The sequence below is a fragment of the Desulfomicrobium escambiense DSM 10707 genome (genome assembly GCF_000428825.1).
In the GTDB taxonomy this organism is placed as follows: Bacteria; Desulfobacterota; Desulfovibrionia; order Desulfovibrionales; family Desulfomicrobiaceae; genus Desulfomicrobium; species Desulfomicrobium escambiense.
Genome location: NZ_AUAR01000005.1, coordinates 128501 through 150084 on the forward strand (window position 1 = coordinate 128501; position 21584 = coordinate 150084).

At 65.6% G+C, this 21584-nt stretch carries 22 protein-coding genes; 13 read left to right on the plus strand and 9 right to left on the minus strand.

Annotation, left to right across the window (positions count from 1 at the left end; genetic code table 11):
* Positions 1-61 precede the first annotated feature (61 nt).
* Genes G394_RS0106130 through G394_RS18210 form a run of 3 tightly spaced genes read right to left on the minus strand, consistent with a single transcriptional unit; the run spans position 62 to position 2659 of the window.
* The gene (locus tag G394_RS0106130; protein WP_028576910.1) at positions 62-1480 is read right to left on the minus strand and encodes a PAS domain-containing protein; all 1419 of its coding nucleotides are present in this window, start codon (positions 1478-1480) and stop codon (positions 62-64) included.
* A gap of 31 nt (positions 1481-1511) precedes the next feature.
* Entirely contained in the window at positions 1512-2153 is a 642-nt protein-coding gene (locus G394_RS18205) for a cysteine hydrolase family protein (protein WP_043774875.1), read from the minus strand.
* A complete protein-coding gene (locus G394_RS18210) occupies positions 2150-2659 on the minus strand; it encodes a PaaI family thioesterase (RefSeq protein ID WP_342663405.1) in 510 nt (169 codons plus the stop codon). Before G394_RS18210 ends, G394_RS18205 begins: the two co-directional genes overlap by 4 nt.
* Before the next feature lie 142 nt (positions 2660-2801).
* On the opposite strand from G394_RS18210, the gene minC reads away from it, so the two are divergent.
* From minC to G394_RS0106160, 4 genes are all read left to right on the plus strand, one after another.
* Entirely contained in the window at positions 2802-3479 is a 678-nt protein-coding gene (minC, locus tag G394_RS0106145; RefSeq protein ID WP_051306995.1) for a septum site-determining protein MinC, read from the plus strand.
* A gap of 18 nt (positions 3480-3497) precedes the next feature.
* Positions 3498-4304 (plus strand): septum site-determining protein MinD, encoded by an 807-nt coding sequence (gene minD / locus G394_RS0106150; protein WP_028576912.1) that lies wholly within the window; start codon positions 3498-3500, stop codon positions 4302-4304.
* Between the two features lies 1 nt (position 4305).
* Positions 4306-4560 (plus strand): cell division topological specificity factor MinE, encoded by a 255-nt coding sequence (minE, locus tag G394_RS0106155; RefSeq protein WP_028576913.1) that lies wholly within the window; start codon positions 4306-4308, stop codon positions 4558-4560.
* A gap of 89 nt (positions 4561-4649) precedes the next feature.
* Positions 4650-5270 carry a GNAT family N-acetyltransferase gene (locus G394_RS0106160; RefSeq protein ID WP_028576914.1) on the plus strand — a complete coding sequence of 207 codons (621 nt, stop codon included), beginning with the start codon at positions 4650-4652 and terminating at the stop codon, positions 5268-5270.
* A gap of 55 nt (positions 5271-5325) precedes the next feature.
* Here the strand turns inward: G394_RS0106160 and mutM are convergent, their stop codons facing one another.
* The 4 genes from mutM to G394_RS0106180 all read right to left on the minus strand — a co-directional run bounded on the left by mutM (position 5326) and on the right by G394_RS0106180 (position 9576).
* Positions 5326-6144: a bifunctional DNA-formamidopyrimidine glycosylase/DNA-(apurinic or apyrimidinic site) lyase gene (gene mutM, locus G394_RS0106165; RefSeq protein ID WP_028576915.1), complete on the minus strand. Its 819-nt coding sequence runs from the start codon at positions 6142-6144 to the stop codon at positions 5326-5328.
* On the minus strand, positions 6144-7328 hold the full coding sequence (locus tag G394_RS18215; RefSeq protein WP_051306996.1) for a ChaN family lipoprotein: 1185 nt from the start codon (positions 7326-7328) through the stop codon (positions 6144-6146). Before G394_RS18215 ends, mutM begins: the two co-directional genes overlap by 1 nt.
* Positions 7328-8593 (minus strand): phenylacetate--CoA ligase family protein, encoded by a 1266-nt coding sequence (locus G394_RS0106175; RefSeq protein WP_028576916.1) that lies wholly within the window; start codon positions 8591-8593, stop codon positions 7328-7330. Before G394_RS0106175 ends, G394_RS18215 begins: the two co-directional genes overlap by 1 nt.
* 143 nt (positions 8594-8736) lie before the next feature.
* Positions 8737-9576 carry a tRNA (adenine-N1)-methyltransferase gene (locus G394_RS0106180; RefSeq protein ID WP_028576917.1) on the minus strand — a complete coding sequence of 280 codons (840 nt, stop codon included), beginning with the start codon at positions 9574-9576 and terminating at the stop codon, positions 8737-8739.
* 270 nt (positions 9577-9846) lie between these two features.
* On the opposite strand from G394_RS0106180, the gene G394_RS0106185 reads away from it, so the two are divergent.
* The 5 genes from G394_RS0106185 (at position 9847) to G394_RS0106205 (ending at position 15637) form a co-directional block, all read left to right on the plus strand.
* Entirely contained in the window at positions 9847-11325 is a 1479-nt protein-coding gene (locus G394_RS0106185; RefSeq protein ID WP_028576918.1) for an Rne/Rng family ribonuclease, read from the plus strand.
* 8 nt (positions 11326-11333) lie between these two features.
* Complete coding sequence (locus G394_RS0106190; protein ID WP_028576919.1) at positions 11334-11882, plus strand: epoxyqueuosine reductase QueH; 549 nt, start codon at positions 11334-11336, stop codon at positions 11880-11882.
* Between the two features lie 3 nt (positions 11883-11885).
* Positions 11886-13055: a radical SAM family heme chaperone HemW gene (gene hemW, locus G394_RS0106195; protein WP_028576920.1), complete on the plus strand. Its 1170-nt coding sequence runs from the start codon at positions 11886-11888 to the stop codon at positions 13053-13055.
* Between the two features lie 70 nt (positions 13056-13125).
* Complete coding sequence (locus tag G394_RS18220; protein WP_169725536.1) at positions 13126-15054, plus strand: DEAD/DEAH box helicase; 1929 nt, start codon at positions 13126-13128, stop codon at positions 15052-15054.
* Positions 15055-15262: 208 nt separating this feature from the next.
* Positions 15263-15637, plus strand: a complete 375-nt coding sequence (locus tag G394_RS0106205; RefSeq protein ID WP_028576921.1) for a PilZ domain-containing protein — start codon at positions 15263-15265, stop codon at positions 15635-15637.
* On the opposite strand, the gene G394_RS0106210 is transcribed toward G394_RS0106205, so the two are convergent.
* Together G394_RS0106210 and mnmL are read right to left on the minus strand one after the other, a co-directional pair.
* Complete coding sequence (locus tag G394_RS0106210) at positions 15606-16085, minus strand: methylated-DNA--[protein]-cysteine S-methyltransferase (RefSeq protein WP_028576922.1); 480 nt, start codon at positions 16083-16085, stop codon at positions 15606-15608. The genes G394_RS0106205 and G394_RS0106210 overlap by 32 nt on opposite strands.
* Before the next feature lie 2 nt (positions 16086-16087).
* The gene (mnmL, locus tag G394_RS0106215) at positions 16088-17035 is read right to left on the minus strand and encodes a tRNA modification radical SAM protein MnmL/YtqA (protein ID WP_043774877.1); all 948 of its coding nucleotides are present in this window, start codon (positions 17033-17035) and stop codon (positions 16088-16090) included.
* A gap of 182 nt (positions 17036-17217) precedes the next feature.
* Here mnmL and G394_RS0106220 point away from each other — a divergent pair, with 182 nt between their 5' ends.
* Genes G394_RS0106220 through mrdA form a run of 4 tightly spaced genes read left to right on the plus strand, consistent with a single transcriptional unit; the run spans position 17218 to position 21583 of the window.
* Positions 17218-18258, plus strand: coding sequence for a rod shape-determining protein (locus G394_RS0106220; protein ID WP_028576924.1), 1041 nt, complete (start codon positions 17218-17220; stop codon positions 18256-18258).
* 4 nt (positions 18259-18262) lie between these two features.
* Positions 18263-19300, plus strand: coding sequence for a rod shape-determining protein MreC (mreC, locus tag G394_RS18225; RefSeq protein WP_051306998.1), 1038 nt, complete (start codon positions 18263-18265; stop codon positions 19298-19300).
* Entirely contained in the window at positions 19297-19803 is a 507-nt protein-coding gene (locus tag G394_RS20085; RefSeq protein ID WP_156902477.1) for a hypothetical protein, read from the plus strand. The genes mreC and G394_RS20085 overlap by 4 nt, the downstream gene beginning before the upstream one ends.
* Complete coding sequence (gene mrdA / locus G394_RS0106235; protein WP_028576925.1) at positions 19790-21583, plus strand: penicillin-binding protein 2; 1794 nt, start codon at positions 19790-19792, stop codon at positions 21581-21583. Before G394_RS20085 ends, mrdA begins: the two co-directional genes overlap by 14 nt.
* Position 21584: the final 1 nt, after the last annotated feature.

Below are 21584 nucleotides of genomic sequence, written 5' to 3' on the forward strand. Positions count from 1 at the left end.
TCATCCGATTCCCGGAGCCGGTCAAGGGGCGGGCCGTCGCCGTCCCCACTGCGCGCCGGGCCTACTTGAGGTCGAAGAGGATGCCGCCCGTCCCGTCCGGCACCGGCACCGGCGGCTCGGGAGCGTGGTAGATGCGCCGGATCTTCTCGCCGAGGTGCCGCAGTTCCTGCAGGCTCCGTTCGACCTCGCGGGCCTGTTCGAGGATGCGTGCGAGCAGCTGGTCCGAGCGTTCCGGGTCACGGGCGGCCTTGAGGGCGTCGATGTAGTCGAGCATGAGCCCGAGCTCCATGAGCTGGACCTGGGCGATGTTGTTCAGCCGGTCCGACAGGCCGCCCATGGTCCGCCTGTATGTTTCGATTTCCGTCTGGGCGATGAGGGCCCGCATGTCGTGCAGGATGACCTGGTAGCTCTCGGGCCGCCCGGTGTTGCGGTTGCGGCGGCACCCCGCGGTGACGGCCACGTCCACCATCTCCCCGTTGCGGGTCTGCAGCCTGAACGGTTGGCCGGTGACGCCGCCGGCCTCGTCGATGAGGGCCATGAAGGCGTCGCGTTTCCCGGGGTTGGGGAAAAGGTCCCCGACATTGGCGGCCAGGGCTTCCTCGCGCGAGGCGAAGCCGAAGAGGTGCACGGCCGCCTGGTTGATGTCGGTGAAGGTGCCGTCGGCCGAGGCCACGAAGATGGGGTCCGTGGAGTTCTCGAAGATGCGGCGGTACTTCTGTTCGTTGATGCGCAGCCGCTCCTCGTCGTTCTTGCGGTCCGTGATGTCCTTGATGAAATGGTAGACCTGCTGGACTCTGCCCAACCCCTGCTCCTTGAAGACCACCTCGCCCTCGTCCCGGACCCAGCGGATGTCGCCGTTGGCGTGGACGATGCGGTACTCGATGCGGTCGAACTCCCTGGCCACGAGGCCGGCGTAGAACGCATGGACCTTGTCCGCATCGTCCGGGAAGACGAGGTCGATCGGGTGGAAGATGTTCCGCACAAACTGCTCAGCGGGCAGGCCGTAGAGCCCTTCGGTGGCGTGGTTGGCCGATTCGATGCGCGAGTGGTCCCGGTCGAAGGCGATGATGACCTCGGGGATGGAGTCCAGGATGCGCTTGAGCTTCCGTTCCGCCTTGGTCCTCTGCGTGATGTCCGTCAGGGAGCACAGCAGGGCGGGGACGCCGTCATGGGCGACCGCCTGGGCCTGCATGATCATGAAGGATTCCGCGCCGTCTATGTCGCGCAGGGTGAATTCGAGCTTGCCGGCGGCGCAGACCGAGCTGTCGGTCGGGATCGATTCCAGGTACCTGCCGACGCGGCGGTGGTGCTTGGGGATGACGAAGTCGAAAATGGGATGGCCCGGCAACCCGGCCTGGCCGGTCTTGCAGAACGCGGCGAAACAGGCGTTGGCGTGGCGGATGATGCCGTCCTTCAAGATGACCGTACCCTGGCTGATGGCGTCCAGGATGCGCAGTTGGTCCGTGCTCAGAAGCTGCATGTGCGTTCGGTGCGTCCGGGTTTCCGGCGTGTTACTTGGCGTTGATGGTGATGGCCCCGAGGGTCGTCAGGCTGGTTTTGGCCCGGGTGCCGGGGGCGTTGAGCATGTGCCAGGCCGTGTACTGCTCGGCGTAGAGCGTGGCCGCCGACATGCCGTCTACGGGCACGATGACGGAGAGGCCCCGCATGGCCGCTCCCGTTGCCGTGTGCAGGACGGCGCCTTCGGCCGTGGTGCCGGTGACGATGACCGTGTGCACGCCGAGTTTTTCCAGGATGGCCTCAAGGTCCGTGCGGAAGAACTTGTCCACCGTGGATTGGACGATGGGTTCGCCGGGCAGGGGCAGGGCCTGGGGCAGGATGGTGTCGGGCGTGCCCCGGCTGGTCAGGCTGTGCACAACGGGCATTCCGGCCGCCCTGGCCTTGACCAGGAACTCGCCGATGCGGGGTGCCGAGGCCACGCAGCGCGGACGGGTTTCCATGTTGCAGGTTCTCTCCTCGATGTCGAGGACAAGAAGTGCCGTGTCCGTGGCGTTGACCTCCACGGCTTTGAGTTCCACGGGCGCAGGGGCCTTTGCGGCCGCCCATTCGTCGACGACGGTGCCCGCCGTGGCTGCCGGGGATTGGAACAGGAACAACACGGCGGCGATGACAAATGCCAGGGCTGAAGCGTTCATGGTACCTCCTCACGGGTAGGGGTGTGCGCCTTGGCCTGGACGATGTCCGGCGCCTTGGCGCCCGCTTTTCGTATATTATACACGCCCCGGCCTTCGGCAATGACGACTTCCGGATTTGCGGCCGAAAAAATCTGCACCGTGGCGTTGCCCACGCGGTTGCCCAAAAGTCGGACCTCGCCGACGGCGATGAGGTCCGCCGGGTCGGCCGGGCGGAGGTAGTCGACGCGCATGTCGATGGTCGCCACGCGGTCGCGGACCGAGCAGGCCGCCCACACGGCCGATCCGCCGCAGGTGTCCACGAGCATGGAGATGAGGCCGCCGTGCAGGGCGGGCCGGCGCGGGTCGCCGATGAATTCGGGCCGGAAGGGCATGCGCAGGCGCGCGTAGCCCGGACGGATCTCCTCGACCACCAGGCCCAGGAAATGGTCGAAGGGGATTTCGTGTTCGATGACGTGGCGGATGTCCATGAGCACCTCGGGTGGAAAAACGGCGTAATTCATTTTCATCGGCGAGACCTGCGCGCCCGTCAAGGGCCGGGCGCGGATGGCCGTGAGACCGGGCTTGTCTTCGCCGCCGTCCCTCGGTAAACCCGCCGTTCGTTTCGACGCGAACCGCATCCGCAACACTTAACCCGCTAAGGACATTCGCGTGTCGTCCTTCGAACTCAAGGGCAAGGTCGCCCCGTGCACCTTGTTCCGCCCCCTGACCACGGATCTGGCCGCGCTGGCCGGGGACGTGGCCGCCCGCCTGGCCGAGACGCCGGACTTTCTGCGAGGCCTGGCGGTGATCATGGATTTTTCGGCCCTGGGAGCCATGCGCGACCAACTGGACGTGCCGGGCCTCACTGCGCTGCTGCGGGACCACGGCCTCACGCCCGTGGGCATCCAGGGCGGGGGCGAGGCCCACGAGCGTCAGGCCGCTGACCTGCATCTGGGCGTGTTTTCCGGGAACAGGGCCGAGGCGCCCCGGACCGGCAGCGTCCCCGCCCCCCCGGCGGAAACCGGGGCCATGGTCGTGGAGAAGCCCGTGCGTTCGGGCCAGCAGGTCTACGCCCGGGGCCGCGATCTTGTGGTGCTGGCTCCGGTGGGCCAGGGGGCCGAGGTCATCGCCGACGGCAACATCCACATCTACGCGCCCCTGCGCGGCCGGGCCCTGGCCGGGGCCATGGGTTTCGAGGGCGCGCGCATCTTCTGCACGGAACTGCGGGCCGAACTGATCTCGGTGGCCGGTCTGTACCGGGTCAGCGAGGACCTTCCCGGGAATTTCAACGGCTCCTCCGTCCAGGTCAGCCTGAGCGGACGCCAGCTTGTGATCGAACCTCTCTAGACAGGACCAGGAGGGACTGTGGGTAAAATTATCGTTGTTACTTCTGGCAAGGGCGGGGTCGGCAAGACCACGTCCAGCGCATCCCTGGCCATGGGTCTGGCCCGACGGGGCATGCAGGTCGCGGTGCTGGATTTCGACGTGGGCCTGCGCAATCTCGACCTCATCATGGGGTGCGAGCGTCGCGTGGTCTACGATTTCGTCAACGTCATCCAGGGCGAGGCGACCCTGCACCAGGCGCTCATCCGCGACAAGCGGGTCGAGAACCTCTATATCCTGCCGGCCTCCCAGACCAAGGACAAGGACGCCCTGCGCATGGACGGAGTGGAAAAGGTCCTGGACGAGCTTACGGGCCGCTTCGACTTCATCCTCTGCGACTCTCCGGCCGGCATCGAGCACGGGGCGCTCATGGCCATGCACTTCGCCGACGAGGCCGTGGTCGTGACCAACCCCGAGGTGTCCTCGGTGCGCGACTCGGACCGGGTGCTGGGACTTTTGCAGAGCAAGACGAAAAAAGCCAAAGACGGCGGGAATATCCGCGAGCACCTGCTCCTGACCCGCTACGACCCCGAGCGCGTCAGCCGCGGCGAGATGCTGAGCGTGACCGACGTGGAGGAGATCCTGGCCATTCCGCTTTTGGGCGTCATCCCCGAGTCCAAGTCCGTGCTGGCGGCCTCCAACTCCGGCGAGCCAGTCATCCTCGATGACGCAAGCGACGCCGGCCAGGCCTACGACGACGCCGTGTCGCGCCTTCTGGGCGAGGACCTGCCGCATCGTTTCCTCACTCCGGCCAAGAAGGGCTTCTTCGCCCGCATCTTCGGAGGCTGACATGGGCATCTTCAGTTATTTCCGCACCAAGAAGTCGAGCGCAGAGGTCGCCAAGAGCCGGCTGCAGATCATCGTGGCCCACGAGCGCGCCCAGAACGGCGGGTACGAGTTCCTGCCGCGGCTGCGTCAGGAACTGCTCCTCGTTGTCCAGAAATACGTGCACGTGGAACTCGAGAACATCCGCGTGGACGTGAACCGGGACGGAGACTGCGAGGTCCTGGAATTCAACGTGACCCTGCCCGAGAACAAGCGCTGAACGACAGACGCCCGCCGGGCCGCGTTGACAGCGGCGCGGCGGGCGTTTTAACCTCGCCCGGAGCCCATTTCATTTCAACCATCCACACCATGGCCTCAGAACGCACCCAACGCCCCGACATCACCATCCGCGAGATGGAACTGGACGACCTGGCCCCGGTCTATCACCTGGGCGAGCGCCTCTTCACCTGCGACCTCTACCCCTTTCTCTACCGCACCTGGGACGAGTGGGAGGTGGTCGGCCACTACAACACGGATCCGGAGTTCAGCCTCGTGGCCGAGGTGGACGACGCCCTGGCCGGGTTCATCATCGGCACCCTCATCAGCAAGGCGTCCTGGACTTACGGCTACATCGTCTGGCTGGGCGTAGACCGCGCCTTCCAGTCCACGGGCGTGGCCCACAAGCTCTACGACAAGCTGGTGGAACGCATGGTCGAGGCCGGCGCACGCTATCTCATCGCCGACACGGACCCGAGCAACGCCGCAGCCCTCAAGTTCTTCACCAAGAAGGGCTTCAAGGACGAGCGCGAACATGTGGTGCTGTCCCTGAACCTGAGCCGCACCGAGCGCTACCGGGCCCTCCTCGAAAAGCACGGCAACGGTCACGGCGAAGCCGAACCGCGCAAGAAGCCCCGCCGCCCGAAGACGGCGGCCGCCAAAAACCAGGAAAAACCCCTCTGCGGAGCCACCTCCCTGGAACCCGAATCCTGATCCGGTTCGTTCTCCCGCTTGAGTGCCGGTCCGTGAAGGTCCGTGCCCGTCCGTGTCAGTCCAGATATTTTCTCTGACACCCCGGACAATGCGTCGACGTCCTCCCCGCCACCTGCTCCGCCCTGAGGGCCCTGCCGCAGGCCGGGCACGGTTCGCCCTTTTTGCCGTAGACTTGGAACGAGTCCTGGAAGATGCCGCTCTTGCCGTAGGCGTTGCGGTAGTCGCTGATGGTGCTGCCGCCGGCCGCGATGGCCTCCAGCAGGATGCGGCGCAGTTCCTCGAAGAGGATCAGGCGCCGGGCTTCGGGGATGGCGGAGGCGATGCTCGCCGGGTGGATGCGGGCCGCGAAGAGGGATTCGTCGGCGTAGATGTTGCCGATGCCGGCGAGAACGGTCTGGTTGAGGAGCAGGGCCTTGACCCCGGCCCGGCGCGCGCCGATACGCCGCGCCAGGTCGCCGGCGCAGGCGTCCAGAGGTTCGGGGCCGAGGTTTCTGAAGAAATCCCACTGGTCGATCTCGCCGGGTCCGAAGACGGCGCAGTATCCGAAGCGCCGCGTGTCCTCGAAGACCAGCCTGTCGCCGCCGTCAAGCCCGCAGACGAGATGCGTGTGCTTCGGCAGGGGCAGGCCCGGCCCGGCGACCCAAACGCGTCCGGTCATCTTCAGATGAAAAATCAGGAGCCCGCCGTTGTCGAGGTGCAGACGCAGCAGTTTGGCGCGTCTGGACACGTGTGTCACGGTTCTGCCAGGCAGGACTTGCGTGGCGCCTGCGCGCAGGATCGACGGCGTCAGAAGGCTGACGTCCGCTATGCTGCGGCCCTGGATCAGGACGTGCAGTCCGCGGGCGATGGTTTCGACTTCGGGCAGTTCGGGCATCAGTCGAGGGGAAGGTTCAGCGTCACGGTCTGCCCCTGGCGCATGACCGTCAGTTCGAGGGGCTTCTTGTCGCGGGACGCGGCCATGGCAGCGAAGTGCAGATCCGTGGCCTCCTGCAGTTCCCGGCCGCCGGCCGAGAGCAGGACGTCCCCGGGCAGAAGGCCGGCCTTTTGGGCCCGTGAGCCGGGCTCGACGCTCTCCACCAGCATGCCGGAGTCCTCGAAGACGACGTTCATGCCCAGGCGGCTCTTGTGCTGGGCCGCGCAGTGGAAAAAGACGGCCGTGCCCGGCATGGGGCGCAGGGACGGGTCGGCCTGCTGGTGGAAGTCCTCGCCGCCGCGCACGGGCATGATGGCCAGGCACGAGGCTGAAGGGTCAAGGGTGCGCAGGCGGTATTCGATGCCCCAGCCATGCTCCACGTGGCCGGCGCCGGCCAGGATGAGCACGGGCAGGCCAAGCCGGTCGCGCCAGGCCAGGGCCTGTTCGGCCATCATGGAGTCCCACAGGGCCTGCACGAGGAAGAATTTTTCGGACATTGCGGCCATGTCCGGCATCTTTTCGGAGGTTGCATTGGCCGCGGCCTTGCGCATGGTCTGGTGCAGCCCGACCTGCTCCTCCAGGGCGGCCTGCTGGGCCGGGCTGACGGGGATGATGCGTCCGGGCAGGAGCTTGCGGTCCTCGGGGCTCAGTGCTTCGGCGCCCTTGTCGCGGAATTCCGTCAGCACCCGGCGGGGGATGTTCAGGGCCGCCACGGGCAGGCCGTACTGCTCGGCCAGTTCGAAGACAGGCCTGTACTGGGCGTAGGGGAAGCCCCACAGCTTCTCCCATCCGACCTCATCGCCCAGTTCCGCGGCCGACAGGGCGCGGGCGTTGAAGCGGTCCAGGACGGGCTGGGCCGTGACCGGGAGCATCTCCAGGCCGATAGCGAAGCGAGCCCCGCCGCCGGCCATGCCCTCGATGAGGCGGGCCTTGACGGCGTGGTCGCAGAGGTTGGTGTGGCTCTCGCCCAACAGGACGAAGTCCGCGGAGCGGGCCAGGCCGGCGACGGCGTCATCGGCCAGCACTGTCCCATCGGCCGAAAGGAAGGACCCGGCCGGCGGCGACACCCAGGGGGGCGTCACCGCCGTCGGTTTTGCGCAGCCGGCCAGCACGGCCAGCAGCAGGGGCAGGACCAGGCGGGTCATCAGTCCCAATTGCGCTTGTCCTCGATGAAGCGGATCTGCGGCGGCAGGGTGCCGGGCGTGAGGATCTTCAGAGCCGGGCGGATCTTGATCTTCTCGCGGAACATGTGCAGCAGCTCTTCCTCGCGCTTGAAGCCCGAGGTTTCGATCAGAAGCGTCATCTCGTCGATGCCGCCGGGGTTGGTAACCTCGATCTGCCATCTCTTGATTTCCTCGAAGCCCGAAATGACCTGCTCGACCTGGTGCGGGTACACGAACATGCCCTTGATGCGGGCGGTGGTGTCCACGCGGCCGACGATGGTCCCGAGGCGCGGGGAGGTGCGGCCGCAGGGGCAGGGCGCGCGGTCGATGTAGGACAGGTCGCCCGTGGCCAGGCGGATGAGGGGATAGGTCTTGTTGAAGGCCGTGACCACGATTTCGCCCACCTCGCCGTCCTTGAGCGGGATGCCCGTGTCGGGGTGGCAGATTTCGACGTAGGCGCGGTTGGCGATGTGCAGGCCGTTCTTGTGGAAGCATTCGTAGCCGATGCAGCCCACGTCTGCCGTGCCGTAGCCCTGGCGCATGATCAGGTCGAACTTCTTTTCCAGGGTGGAGCGCATCTTCTCGGAGAACTTCTCGCCCGTGACGAAGGCCACCTCGAGGTAGAGGTCCTTGCGCAGGTTCAGGCCCTTCTCCTCGCCCTTCTGGGCCAGGTGCATGAGATAGCTCGGCGTGCCGACGTAGCCCGTGACGCGCAGCTTCTTCATGATGTCCAGCTGACTGCCGGTGTTGCCGGGGCCCGTGGGCACCACGGCGCAGCTCAGCTGGCGCAGGGGCTCCTCGAACATGAGGCCGGCCGGGGTCATGTGGTAGTTGAAGGTGTTCTGGACCAAGTCGCCCGAGCGGAAGCCCGCGGCGTAGAAGCTCTCGGTCCAGCCCCAGTAGTCGTCACCCCTGTCCTCGGGGTCGAAGATGGGACCGGGAGACAGGAAGACGCGGCGCAGCTCGCCCAGGTCCTTGGTCAAAAGGCCCCCAAGGCGAGGGCCCATGGACTGCAGGAAGATGAGTTCCTTCTTCTTCAGGATGGGCACGTGCTTGAGGTCGATGAGGTCGCGGAACTTCTCCACGGAGAACTGGGCGCGGTCAAAGCGTTTCTTCACGTCCTCGGAATATCTGTATGCGTACGAAAGCAGCTCCTTGAGCTGGATCTGGTAGTATTTCTGGCGCTCGGTGGCGTCCAGAACTTCGCGCCGGCTGAAAATGCCTTCAGTGCGATCCTTGCGGGTCATCAGCGCTCCTCCTTGCGGGGCTCGGTCCGGCCGTGGGGTCGGGGTTGAAAGGTGAAAGAAAATTCATCTCTACAGGAATAGAAAAAGGATTTGCAAGAGGCTTCTTGCAAATCCTTGAAATAGAAAGCGATTTGAACTTGCGGCTATTCTTCCGGCAACTCGCCGTCCCCGGCGTCTTCATCCGCCGGGCCTTCGTAGTCCGGGGTTTCCGGCTCCTCGAGCTGGGCGTAGGTGCGCGCGAAGACCAGGAATCCCGTGTGGGCGACCATGCGGTCGTCGGGGCGCAGGCGCTCGGGCACGGGCTTGTAGTGGCGCAGGAATATCTCGAGCACCTCGATCTGCCGGAACGGTCCGCCCTCCATGGCTTTCAGCAGGTCCTGGACCTGGTTGGTGGTCGGCAGCAGAAAGCCGATCGGCGCACCCGGAACAACGGCGCCGGGGATATGATGGATGTAGTCGCAGGGTTCGCGCACGTCCAGGAACAGGGCGTCGGCGGCGTGAGGGTGGAAGCCCTCGGCGATATCGTGGTGGAACTGCTCCACACGATGGGCCAGACCGATGCGCTCCAGGTTCTGGCGGCAGAGGGTGTAGAACTCCTCGCGGCGTTCGTAGGTGTAAACCTTGCCCGTGTCGCCGACCAGCCAGGCCAGGGCCGTGGTCAGGCCGCCGGAGCCGCAGCCGGCCTCGACGATGCGGCAGCCCGGGCCGATGCCCAGCTTCATGGCGATGTACCCGATCTCCTTGGGGTAAATGATCTGGGTGCGGCGTTTGACGGACTTGATCAGGTCGTAGAGGGTCGGCCGCATGACCGTGAAGGGGTAGCCCTTGTGGGTCAGGACCTGCTGTCCCCAGCCCGCGGCGCGGACCTCGTCGAGGTGGAGAATCCCCTCGTTGGTGTGCATGACCTGCCCTTCCTGGGCGGAAACGAAATATCTCTTGTCCTTTGCGTTGAGCAGCATTACCAGCTGTCCCGGTTCGAGCATGTGGCCTCCTGTGCAGTGAGAAGGCGGGAGTAGCCATGGCAAAATGGGATGTCAAGCCAGCGCCTGCCCCTCGAAGGGTTTTTCTTGCTATGGACACGCCTGCCGGGTATGTATTCCCCTTGAATCGTAGCGCGGCGTGCGTCCGGCAGTGACCGGCCCCTTTCGCCTCCTCTAGAGCCCCGCGCCCAGCGTTCGCAAATTTTCATCGGATTTCCGTCCGCAAATTTCACCATTTTTCCCGGCCCTGCCGGAAACCTTTTTCATTTGAGGATGTTCATGGGAGAAAAGCAGAAGCGCAAGATGTTCATCAGCGTGTTGCCTGGCGAACAGGTCGAGGTGGCTATCATGGAGGATGGCATCGTCGTCGAGTACTACGTCGAGATGCTCCACCAGAGCAAAACCAAGGGCAACATATATAAAGGAAAGATACACAACATCGACCAGGCCCTGCAGGCCGCCTTCATCAACTACGGGGCCGAGAAGAACGGCTTTCTGCAGGTCGATGAGGTTCACCCCGAATACTACCAGAGCGACGTGCCCACCCGCGGCAAGTACCCGCCCCTGCAGAAAGTTTTGAAGCCCGGCCAGGAAGTGCTGGTGCAGGTCGTCAAGGAGCCCGTGGGCTCCAAGGGCGCGTTCCTGACCACCTACCTGTCCATTCCGGGACGCTATTTCGTGCTGACCCCGGGCCGCGAGCAGCTCGGCATCTCCCGCAAGATCGAGGACGAGAAGGAGCGCGACCGCCTGAAGGAGGTCGTGGAGGAGCTCAAGCTCGACGAGGGCCTGGGCGTCATCGTGCGCACGGTCAGCGAAGCCCAGAGCAAGAGCAGCCTCTCCAAGGACCTGCAAGTCCTGAAGCGCCTGTGGAAGGACATCCGCAAGAAGGGCATCTCTTCCGACTCCCCTTCCCTGGTCTACGAGGAGAAGGACCTGGCCTTCCGCGCCATCCGCGACTACCTGACCCCGGACATCGCCGAGTGCTGGGTCGACGACGAGGAGACCGCCAGGCAGATCACCGAGTTCGCGACCCTCCTGTTCCCGCGCCGCAAGACGTTCATCAAGGTCCACACCGAGACCGAGCGTACCCTCTACGAGCGTTTCCGCATCGAGGCGCAGCTGCAGAAGATCTTCAGCCGCTCGGTCAACCTGCCCAGCGGCGGCCAGCTCGTCATCGACCACACCGAGGCCCTGACGGCCATCGACATCAACTCCGGCAAGATCGGCGGCGAGAAGAATTTCAAGGAGATGGCCCTGCGCACCAACATCGAGGCCGCCAGGGAGATCCCCAACCAGCTCATGCTGCGCGACATCGGCGGCCAGATCGTGGTCGACTTCATCGAGATGAAGGACGGCAAGCACATCCGCGAGGTCGAGAAGGAGCTGCGTCAGGCCCTCAAGGTCGACCGGGCGCGTACGGACATCGGGCGGATCTCCAAGTTCGGCCTGCTCGAGATCGTGCGCCAGCGTCTGGGCACGTCGGCCCTGTCCGGGAGCCTCGAGCCCTGTCCGCACTGCTCCGGCGCCGGCACCCGCCGCAACCTGGAGTGGCGCTCCATGCAGGCCCTCAAGGACCTGTACCGCGAACTGCGCAAGGACAAGCAGACCGAGCCCTTCACCTACACCACCGATGCGGACCTGATGCACTACCTCGTCAACCGCAAGCGTGAAAAGCTTCTGGAGTTCGAGCAGACCTTCGAGCGCAAGATCTACATCATGCCCTCGGCAACGCCCAGCTGCGCATTCTGCTAGGTTCTTCGATGAAAATACTGGTTCACATGTGCTGTGGGCCGTGCGCCATCACGCCTGTCCTGGCCCTCCTCGAGGCCGGGGCTGGCGTGACCGGCCTGTACTACAACCCCAACATCCACCCCCTGCAGGAATACCTGCGCCGTCGCGAGGGGGTGGCCCAGGTGGCCGAGCGTCTCGGCATTCCGGTCATCTTCAAGGACGACGAGTACGACCCGCAGGCGTATTTCCGGGCCGTGACCTTCCGCGAACCCAACCGCTGCGCCCCGTGCTATGCCCTGCGCCTGGAGCGGACCCTGTCCATCGCCCGGCGCGGCGGGTTCGACGCCTTCACGACCACGCTCCTCTACAGCAAGTTCCAGAAGCATGAGCAGATACGGACCATGGGGCAAGATCTGGCCCAGGGAGCCGGCGTGGCGTTTCATTACGAGGATTTCAGGGCGGGGTGGTCCGAAGGCATCGCCCTGTCGAAGGAGTGGGGAGTCTACCGCCAGCAGTACTGCGGGTGCCTGTACAGCGAGTTCGAGCGGTATTCCTCCGAACTGCGCACGCGCGCCTGATTCATGCTGCTCTACGTTCATGTACCCTTCTGCGTGCGCAAGTGCGGGTACTGTGCCTTTCACTCCGGGCCATTTTCTGCGCCCGAGGCGGAGCGTTATGTGGAGCTCGTGCTGCGCGAACTGGACTGCCGGGGAAAGGCCCTTGGGCGGCGCGCGGTGGAGACGGTCTACATCGGCGGCGGGACACCCTCCCTGCTGACCCCGGCGCAGATCGGGGCCATCCTTGAAGGTGCGGCTGCGCGCTTCGACTTGGAAGCGGGGGCCGAGATCACCCTGGAGGCCAACCCCGAGTCGGCCTTGAAGACCGGCTTTCTGGTCGCGGTGCGGGCCTTGGGCGTCAATCGCCTGAGCCTCGGCGTGCAGAGCCTGCGGGACGACCTGCTGGCCACACTCGGCCGAGCCCACGACGCCGCACGGGCCCGCCTGGCGGCGCGGGCGGCGCGCGAGGCGGGGTTTTCGAACCTGAGCCTGGACATGATCTGGGGGCTGCCCGGTCAGGACGTGTCCGCGTGGCTCGCGGACCTGGCCGGCATCGTGGCGCTGGCCCCGGAACACGTCTCCTGTTATGGCCTGAGCCTGGAGGAGGGCGCGCCGCTGGCCGAGGCCGTCGACGCCGGGGGGCTGTCCCTGCCCGACGAGGAGGAGGGGGCCCGCATGTATTTGGAAGGGTCGGCGTATCTCGAATCCGAAGGGTTCGGGCATTACGAGATCTCGAACTACGCCCGGCCCGGCCGCGAGAGCCGGCACAACAGGGGGTACTGGTCCGGCCGGGACTACCTGGGTCTGGGCCCGGCAGCCGTGTCCACCCTGGGCGGGCGGCGCTGGGCGAACCCGGCCGGTCTCGACGAGTACGCCCGCACGGCGGCCATTGGCGCCGAAAGGGAAGGGACGGAGATCCTGACCGCCGATGTGCGGCGGCAGGAAATGGTCATGCTGGCCTTGCGCACGAGGGACGGCCTGGACCTGCAAGAATTCATGGCAGCGACCGGAATTGAGTTTCCGCGGCGCGACCCGGCTGTCGAGCGGCTTCGCTCCAGCGGGCTGGTCCGCCTCGGCGCTGGTCGCCTTCAACTGACACGCGAGGGCATGCTGGTCAGCAACTCCGTCATCGAGCTGGTGCTCGGAGTCCTGGACCGCACGCCCGCATCAACCGCGCAGGAATCGTATGACTGACAACACAGAATTTGGTGAGACCCCGAACGGGACATCCCAAAACGAGAATTTCGAAGCACAGGCATTCACCATGGCAGACCTGCCGCCCGTCCTGCGGGCCGCATCGCTGCGCCTGAACTGGACCGAGCTCATGCCGGTCCAGACCCAGACCATCCCGCTCATGCTGGAGGGGCTCGACGTCATGGTCCAGTCCCAGACCGGCAGCGGCAAAACCGGCGCCTTTCTGCTACCGACTCTGAACCGCATCGATACGGCCTTAGGCGCGCCCCAGGCCATGGTCCTGGTCCCGACCCGCGAGCTGGCCGTGCAGGTCACGCGCGACGCCGAGGAACTGGGCCGGGAGTGCGGCGTGCGGCCCGTGTCCATCTACGGCGGCGTGGGCTACAAGGGCCAGATCCAGGGACTGGAGAGCGGGGCCCAACTGGTCATCGGCACGCCGGGCCGCATTCTCGACCATCTGCTCAAAGGCACCCTCAACCTGGACCGGCTGAAGGTCATGATCTTCGACGAGGCCGACCGCATGCTGTCCATGGGTTTCTACCCGGACATGAAGCAGCTGCAGCGCTACCTGCCGCGCGGCTTGCAGTCGGCCATGTTCTCGGCCACCTACCCCGGCCACGTGAAGCGTCTGGCCCAGCAGTTCCTGAAGGACCCGGTCTTCGTCTCCCTGAGTCAGGAGCACGTCCACGTCAGCGAGGTGCTGCACGTGGTCTACAAGGTGCCGGCCATGCAGAAGAGCCGCATCCTGGTCAAGATCATCGAGCAGGAGAACCCGGCCTCGGCCATCATCTTCTGCAACACCAAGGCAGACGTGCACTTCGTGGCCACGGTCCTGCGCCGTTTCGGCTACGACGTGGGCGAGATCAGCGCCGACCTGACCCAGGCCGCCCGCGAGGAGGTCCTGGAGAAGCTGCGCCTGAACAAGCTCAAGTTCCTGGTGGCCACGGACGTGGCCGCGCGCGGCATCGACATCCATGAGCTGTCCCACGTCTTCCAGTACCAGCCGCCCCAGGACCACGAGGCCTACGTGCACCGCACGGGACGCACGGGCAGGGCCGGGGCGGCGGGCGTGGCCATCTCGTTCGTCTCGGGCATGGAGGAGATCGAACTCGAGCAGATCGCCAAGAAGTTCTCCATCCCCATGGTCGAGCACCAGGTCCCGGCCGACGAGGAACTGGAGACGCTCATTTCCCAGCGCGCGGTCTTCCTGCTGGAGTCTCGCCTGCGCAAGGCCGACAACATCCAGAAGGAACGCATGCAGCGCTTCATGCGCACCGTGGGCGAACTGGCGACCAATGACGATTCCCGTGCCCTGCTGGCCATGCTCGTGGACGAGTTCTACCAAGCCACGTTCCATGCACCGCTGGAGCAGCCGTCGGAGAAAATGGTCGACATGGTCCGCCCGGTGCCCATCGAGGTCCGCCAGGCGGCCCCGGTCGAGGGCGGCCGGGCCGAGGGCGAGAAGCGCCGCCGCAAGCGTTCCCGCAAGAAGCCGGGCAACGGAGGCGAGGCGCGAGAACAGGAGCGGACCGATGCTTCTTTGACGTCGCAGGAAGAGGACGCATACGTCTCCGCACCCGAGGCGGCGGCCGCTCCGCAGGCGGAAGCTCCACTGCCGCAGCGTGATGCGGCCCCGGCTGTGGAGCTCGACCGCGAAGAGCCGGAAGACGAAGAGCTGACTCCGCTCGAAGAGGTTTCTGGCGGCAGTCCTGCGGAAGCGGTGGATGGCCAGCCTGCGACCGCGCCGAAGAAGCGTCGTCGCCGCCGCCCGCGGAAATCCTCTGCCCAGAAGGCCGAAGGGGCCCGTGACGGCGGAGCCGAGCAGGCGCCTGCCGAGGCCCGTCCCGCGGCGCGCAAGGAGCCTGCGGAGCCGCGTTCGGCGGAGGACGCGCCAGCGCCCAAGGGAGCGGGCAATGACCGGGGCCGTTCCCGGGGCAGGAAGCCTGCGGACCAGCCGGCCGAGCCTGCGAAGCCCAAGAAGAAGATATTCCTCGAATGAGCACAAGCCCCGGCCTCGCCGGGGTTTTTTGTTCAGGGCACATGCCGTGAGGACGGGGCTGCCGTCGGCCGGATTCCGGTGATTGCTGCTTTGCGGTCGACGGGAAGGTTGAATTCGCGTAGGTGAAATGGTGCAGCCCCGCACTGAAAAATCGAGGCCGGTTTCATTTCATCCCGGGAAAGGGATCCGCTGCGGGACAGGAGGCAACATGACACACGAACGACGCACGAGAAGCCGCGTCAACCTGGAATTTCCCCTGACCATCGCCTTCGAGGGCAAGCGCGTCCGGGGGCGGGTCCATGACTTGAGCCTCAAGGGGCTGTCCTGCTCCACGGAGGAGTGGATTCTGCCCGGCAAGGAGTGCGAGGTGACCCTGGAACTGGAATCGGGGCTGCGAATGCACATCCACGGCCGCATCATCCGGGCCGGCCAGGACGGGGCCATAGACTTCCTGCGCATGGACGAGACGAGCTTCAGTCACCTGCGCAACCTCGTCAGGCTCTACGCCGAGGATGCGGACGTCGTGGACGAGGAACTGCGCCGTCCGGCGTTCACTCCAGAGGGCGGGCCTTTTCCAGAGTGAGCAGGGTCTGTTTCAGGGGCAGACCGGGACCGAACCCGCCCAGCCCCAGGTCCGCGGCCAGGACGCGATGGCATGGGTACAGCAGCGGCCAGGGGTTGCGGGCCATGACGCTGCCGACGGCCCGGGCCGCGCGTGGCGAGCCGCACATGGCGGCCAGCTGTCCGTAGGTGGTGAAGGCCCCGCGGGGCACGCGGCGGCGCAGGTTGTCCAGGACCAGGATCGAAAAGGCCGAAAGCCCGTTCCAGTTCATGGGCAGCTCCGGCCAGACATCCTCTTCCAGAAGTCCGTAATCCGCGACGATCCGCGCCAGTTCCGCCCCGAACGGTGAGCGCGGCGGGGTGGCCGGCCTGCGGTCGCCGCTCAGGTCGATGGCCGTCAGCAGGCCGTCCCGCCAGTGAAACGTGGCCGAAAACCAGTCGTTGGTGAAGGTCTCCGCGGTCGTATTCATGCTTATTTTCCTCCCTCGGGATTGAACCATTGCGGCAGTGGAAAGCCCAGCGCCTTGCCCTGCCAGGTATCCTCGTGCGCGAGCAGCCTCCTGGCGGCGTCGAGATATCCGGCCTTGTCCAAGGCCCAGTCCGGGGCAACCAACTCGCCGGGGGCGGGGTCGCCGCCGAGCCGGTGCACCACGATTTCCGGCCGCAGCAGGGCAAGCCCCCGCACCAGCCAGCGCATGGACTCCTCCTTCGTGAGAAGTTCCACGCGCCCTTCGCGCCAGTCCCGCGCCAATGCCGTGCCCCGGCAGATGTACAGATTGTGGAATTTGACGCCGGCCACGGGCAGGCTGTTGACAACGGCCATGGTTTGTTCGAAGTCCGCCAGGGTTTCGCCGGGCAGACCGGTGATGACGTGGGCGCAGACCTTGATGTCCCTTTCCCCTGCCTCGCGCGCCCAGCGCATGAAGCAGGCCGCGTCGTGGCCCCGGTTGATGCGCCGCAGGGTGCGGTCGTGGGCCGACTGCAGCCCAAGGTCCAGCCAGACCTCCTCGAAGGGGGCAGCCCGCAGGACGTCCAGCTTTTCCTCGTCCAGGCAGTCCGGACGGGTGCCGATGGCGATGCCGAGGAGGTCGGGCAGCCCTTCAAGCTCCTGCATCATGGCCCGCAGCCGCGCGGCCGGTCCATAGGTGTTGGAGAAGGACTGGATGTAGCCCAGGAAGCGGATTCCCGCGCCTCTGGCCAGGATGCGTTCGCGGCCGGCCAGGTACTGCTCCGCAAGGGACATTGCGGCTGCCTGGCCCGTTCCGGAGCCCTTCTCGTTGCAGAAGGCGCATCCGCCGACGGAAATGCTGCCGTCGCGGTTGGGGCAGGAACTGCCTGCGTCCAGGGGGATCTTGCGGACCCGGCGCCCGAAACGTCGCCGGAAATAGACCGAGAGGGAATGGAATCGGTTTGGTGACATGCCTGGTATGATTGAAATTTGTCCCTTCCGGGGCGGTAGTTGCCTGCGCGGTGATCTTCTGGTATTCAGCGCGGCTCATTACACGTCATTTTTCCGGCCCACCGGGCCGGTGTTCCGCCTTGGCATGTCCCGGAAGTGTCCGCGCGAGCGGACCATGCTGAACATGATAAAAGAGGAAATATATGTCCAGAATTTTGGATAAGATTTTAGGGTTCTTCTCGAACGACCTGGCCATCGATCTCGGGACCGCCAATACCTGCGTCTATGTCAAGGGCAAGGGCATCGTCCTGCGCGAACCCTCCGTCGTGGCCGTCAAGCGCGACAACCGCGGCAACAACAAGGTCCTGGCCGTTGGCTCCGAGGCCAAGCGCATGCTCGGCCGCACGCCCGGCAACATCGTGGCCATCCGGCCCATGAAGGACGGCGTCATCGCCGACTTCGAGGTGACCGAGGCCATGCTCAGGCACTTCATCTCCAAGGTGCACAACAGCCGCCGGCTGGTGCGGCCGCGCATCGTCATCTGCGTGCCCACGGGCATCACCCAGGTCGAGAAGCGCGCCGTGCGCGAATCGGCCCAGAGCGCCGGCGCGCGCGAGGTCTTCCTCATTGAGGAGCCCATGGCCGCGGCCATCGGGGCCGACCTGCCCATCACCGAGCCGACGTCCAACATGGTCGTGGACATCGGCGGCGGCACCACGGAGGTGGCGGTCATCTCCCTGGCGGGCATCGTCTACTCCAAGTCCGTGCGCATCGGCGGGGACAAGATGGACGAGGCCATCCTGCAGCACGTCAAGCGCAAGTACAACATGCTTATCGGCGAAAGCTCGGCCGAGGACATCAAGATGACCATCGGCTCGGCCTATCCCCTGGACGAGGAGCTGATCATGGACGTCAAGGGCCGCGATCTCGTCTCGGGCATCCCGCAGAATATTTCCATCACCTCCGAGGAGGTGCGCAAGGCCATCTCCGAGCCCGTGGACTCCATTGTCCAGGCCGTGCGCATCGCCCTGGAGCAGACGCCGCCCGAACTGGCCGCGGACATCGTTGACCGGGGCATCGTGCTGACCGGCGGCGGGGCGTTGCTCAAGGGCCTCGACAGCCTGCTGCGCGAGGAGACCTCGCTGCCCATCACCGTGGTGGAAGACCCCCTGTCCACGGTGGCCCTGGGTTCCGGCAAGGTTCTCGACAACCTGGACGTGCTGCGCGAGGTAACCATCGATTAGACGTATGTCGCCCCGTTTCAAATATCTGCTTCTGTTCTTCTTTCTTCCGCTTTTTCTCTACTTTTCCATGTACACGTGGAACTGGAAGACGGGGTATCTGGACCGGCTGGCCGCCATGGTCGGTCTGGATGTCGCCGGCTGGGCCATGACTCCGGGGCGTTGGCTGCAGAACAACGTCGATGAGTTCTGGTCGCGCTACGTCTATCTGGTTGGGGTGCGGCAGGAGAATGAGGACCTGACCCAGCGAGTCCGCGAACTGGAGCTTGAACTGGTCCGGCTCTCGGAAAAGGCCAAGTCGGCCGACCGCCTGACGTCGCTGCTGCGCTTCAGCCCCGAGGCCGGCTGGCAGACGCGCGGCGGCCGGGTCATCGGCCAGCGGCTCGGACCCAACGCCATCCTGGAGACGCTGCTCATCGACCTGGGCACGGTCCACGGTGTGCGGGCCAACGATCCGGTCATCTCGCCGCGCGGGGTGGTGGGGCGCATCGCCAAGCCCGGGCTGCATTTTTCCTCGGTCCTGCTCCTTTCGGATTCGACCAGCCGGATACCGGTCATCACCAGCGACGGGCGGGTCCCGGCCATTGTCCAGGGTCAGGGGCCGGGCGCGTTTCTTGAAGTCAAGTTCATCCCCCGCAACGATCCCGTCTCCCCGGGCGAAATCCTGATCAGCTCCGGGCAGGGCGGCGTTTTTCCCAAGGGAATCCCCGTGGCCCGCGTGGTCGAAGTGACCCCTGCCGACGTCTCCCTGTTCCAGAAGGTCTACGCCGAGCCGTTGCTGGCCCTGAGGTACTACGAAGAACTGCTGGTCCTGAGCCGCGCGGACGGGTACGATCCGGGACAGCCCGTAACCGCCGTCGGCGATGGGCAACCCGCGGCAAACAGTACCGCAGGTCCGGTCGATGCGACCGCCGGTTCGGCCAAGGCCGCTGCGAATTCGACCGGCGGCTCCCAGGGGCCGTCTGCGGCCAATGCGACGAAGCCGGCTGAACCAGGGACCGAGCCGTCCAAGCCAGCGCGCCATCCCGTGCGCAAGAGGTCGTGAGATTGTCCGCCACCCCTTACGGCCGGCGACGTCCGGGCCAGATGCCCGACCCGGTCTGGTGGGCGGGGTATCTCGTGCTCGCCCTCTGGGCCCAGGAAATGTCCGGAGGGTTCGATTTTCTGACCCCCGGACTTCTCGTCTGCCTTCAGACCGGACGGTGGTGGACGGTGGGCTGGATGACCGTGCTGTGGACGCTCGTGCAGGAAGGGATCGGCAATCTGGCCTTCGGCGTGGCCGTGCTCTTCTACGCCGGGATGTTCGCCTTGTTTCTGCTCACCAAATGGCTGCTCGAGCCTGAAAATCCGCTCTTCATCCTTCTTTTCTCCCTGGTGCTCTCCGTGTGGGCCTGGGCGGTCCTGAGCGGCGCCATCAGCTTCCAGGAAATCGGGGCGCGGATGCATGCGCCCTGGCCGTGGATCGCAAAGCAGTGGCTGGCGTATGTGCTGTTCTGGGGCGGGATGCTGATCGCATACCGCAGGTGGGGCGGACATGGGCGCGTTTGACACCCCCGAAAGACCCCGGATTTTTTCCGGCCCCAACCTGCTGCTGATCTGCATCGTCCTGCTTTTTTGCGTTTTCGGCATCCGCCTGTGGTATCTGCAGATCTACAAGAACGATTTCTACACCAGCCGCGCCCAGGAAAACAGGACCCGGCAGAGCACAATGTTTTCGCCGCGCGGAATCATCCGCGACCGGGACGGCGTGCTTCTGGCAGAGAACACGCCTGCCTACGCCCTAGCCCTGGTCCGCGAGGATTGCCCGGACATCCCGAAGACCCTCGACCAGGTCAGCCGCTGGACAGGTCAGCCGCGCGACGAGTTGGAGAAGGTCTTCGAGATCGGTCGAAAGCGGGTCAAGCACTTTGACGAGCAGGTCATCGTGCCCAACATCCCCTTCGAACTCGTGGCCCTGGTCGAAGCGCACCGGCTGGACTGGCCGGGCCTGACCATCGCCGTGCGGCCGAAACGCTCGTACGCCTACGGCCCGACCCTGGCCCACGTTCTCGGCTACGTGGCCAGGGCCAACGAGGAGGAGCTCAACGACGACCCGGACCTGCAGCTCGGCGACGACGTCGGCAAGCAGGGTGTGGAGTACGTGCTGGAACGCCGGCTGCGCGGGGCCAAGGGGCTGGAGGAGTTCGAGGTCGATGCGTCGGGCCGTGTGCTGTCATCCAGGATCGTCACCCAGCCGGTCAAGGGCGAGGACCTGAGCCTGAGCGTCTCCCTGAGTCTGCAGGAAGTGGCGACCAAGGCCTTGGACGGTCGCGCGGGGTCCGTGGTGGCCCTGGACGCGGACACGGGTGAAATCCTCGCCCAGGTCAGTCTGCCCAGCTACGACCCCAACGAGTTCGTGGTCGGCATCAGCCACGCCAAGTGGAAGGAACTCCTCGAAGACCCGGAGCATCCCATGCAGAACCGTCCCGTGCAGAGCGCCTACCCGCCGGGTTCGGTCTTCAAGCTGGTCGTCGGCGGGCTGGCCCTGGAAAGCGGCTCGGTGACCCCGGCCACGACCGTGTTCTGCTCGGGCAGCTACAAACTCGGCGAGCGGTCCTTCCGGTGTTGGAACAAAGGCGGGCACGGGCTTGTCGATTTCAAGAAGTCGCTGCGTGAGTCCTGCGACGTATACTATTATCAACTCGGTGAACGCCTCGGCGTAAACGCCATCAGCGACTACGCGACACGCTGCGGTTTCGGTGTCAGGACCGGCGTCGAACTGCCGCACGAGCGGTCGGGAAACATGCCCACCGCCGAATGGAAGCTCAAGCGCTTCGGCGAGAAATGGCAGCGCGGCGAGACCCTGAACTATTCCATCGGCCAGGGGTACACCCAGACGACCCCGTTGCAGGTGGCCCGATTCGTGGCCGCGCTGGTCAACGGCGGGAAGCTCCTGCGGCCGACGCTGCTCGCCACGGCTTCGCCAGATGTCATCGGCGAGCTGCCCATGAAGGCCTCTACGCGCAAGCTCATCCTCGACGCCATGGTGGCCACGGTCGAGGAGGACAGGGGCACCGCCCGCCTGCTGCGCCGTACGGGCATCCGCATCGGCGGAAAGACGGGCACGGCGCAGGTCGTCAAACTCATGGACAAGTACGAGAAGAAGAAAACCCAGGAGATCCCCTACAAATACAGGGATCATGCCTGGCTGGCGGGGTTCGCGGAAAAGGACGGGCGGCGGTATGTGGCCGTGGCCATGGTCGAGCACGGCGGACACGGAGGCTCGGACGCCGGGCCTGTGGTCGCCGCGGTGTTCGACGCCCTTTTCGGCGTGCAGCAGGGGAATTGAG

What these genes read in the sequence shown, in the direction of transcription:
- G394_RS0106160 (WP_028576914.1), top strand. Translation starts at nt 4,650, where the DNA reads ATGGCCTCAGAACGCACCCAACGCCCCGACATCACCATCCGCGAGATG.
- hemW (WP_028576920.1), top strand. Translation starts at nt 11,886, where the DNA reads ATGCTGCTCTACGTTCATGTACCCTTCTGCGTGCGCAAGTGCGGGTAC.
- G394_RS18220 (WP_169725536.1), top strand. Translation starts at nt 13,126, where the DNA reads ATGGCAGACCTGCCGCCCGTCCTGCGGGCCGCATCGCTGCGCCTGAAC.
- G394_RS0106220 (WP_028576924.1), top strand. Translation starts at nt 17,218, where the DNA reads ATGTCCAGAATTTTGGATAAGATTTTAGGGTTCTTCTCGAACGACCTG.
- G394_RS18210 (WP_342663405.1), bottom strand. Translation starts at nt 2,659, where the DNA reads ATGAAAATGAATTACGCCGTTTTTCCACCCGAGGTGCTCATGGACATC.
- mnmL (WP_043774877.1), bottom strand. Translation starts at nt 17,035, where the DNA reads ATGTCACCAAACCGATTCCATTCCCTCTCGGTCTATTTCCGGCGACGT.
- G394_RS0106205 (WP_028576921.1), top strand. Translation starts at nt 15,263, where the DNA reads ATGACACACGAACGACGCACGAGAAGCCGCGTCAACCTGGAATTTCCC.
- G394_RS18215 (WP_051306996.1), bottom strand. Translation starts at nt 7,328, where the DNA reads ATGACCCGCCTGGTCCTGCCCCTGCTGCTGGCCGTGCTGGCCGGCTGC.
- G394_RS0106210 (WP_028576922.1), bottom strand. Translation starts at nt 16,085, where the DNA reads ATGAATACGACCGCGGAGACCTTCACCAACGACTGGTTTTCGGCCACG.
- G394_RS0106185 (WP_028576918.1), top strand. Translation starts at nt 9,847, where the DNA reads ATGTTCATGGGAGAAAAGCAGAAGCGCAAGATGTTCATCAGCGTGTTG.
- G394_RS0106180 (WP_028576917.1), bottom strand. Translation starts at nt 9,576, where the DNA reads ATGCTCGAACCGGGACAGCTGGTAATGCTGCTCAACGCAAAGGACAAG.
- mreC (WP_051306998.1), top strand. Translation starts at nt 18,263, where the DNA reads ATGTCGCCCCGTTTCAAATATCTGCTTCTGTTCTTCTTTCTTCCGCTT.
- G394_RS0106130 (WP_028576910.1), bottom strand. Translation starts at nt 1,480, where the DNA reads ATGCAGCTTCTGAGCACGGACCAACTGCGCATCCTGGACGCCATCAGC.
- mutM (WP_028576915.1), bottom strand. Translation starts at nt 6,144, where the DNA reads ATGCCCGAACTGCCCGAAGTCGAAACCATCGCCCGCGGACTGCACGTC.
- G394_RS18205 (WP_043774875.1), bottom strand. Translation starts at nt 2,153, where the DNA reads ATGAACGCTTCAGCCCTGGCATTTGTCATCGCCGCCGTGTTGTTCCTG.
- minE (WP_028576913.1), top strand. Translation starts at nt 4,306, where the DNA reads ATGGGCATCTTCAGTTATTTCCGCACCAAGAAGTCGAGCGCAGAGGTC.
- mrdA (WP_028576925.1), top strand. Translation starts at nt 19,790, where the DNA reads ATGGGCGCGTTTGACACCCCCGAAAGACCCCGGATTTTTTCCGGCCCC.
- G394_RS0106190 (WP_028576919.1), top strand. Translation starts at nt 11,334, where the DNA reads ATGAAAATACTGGTTCACATGTGCTGTGGGCCGTGCGCCATCACGCCT.
- G394_RS0106175 (WP_028576916.1), bottom strand. Translation starts at nt 8,593, where the DNA reads ATGACCCGCAAGGATCGCACTGAAGGCATTTTCAGCCGGCGCGAAGTT.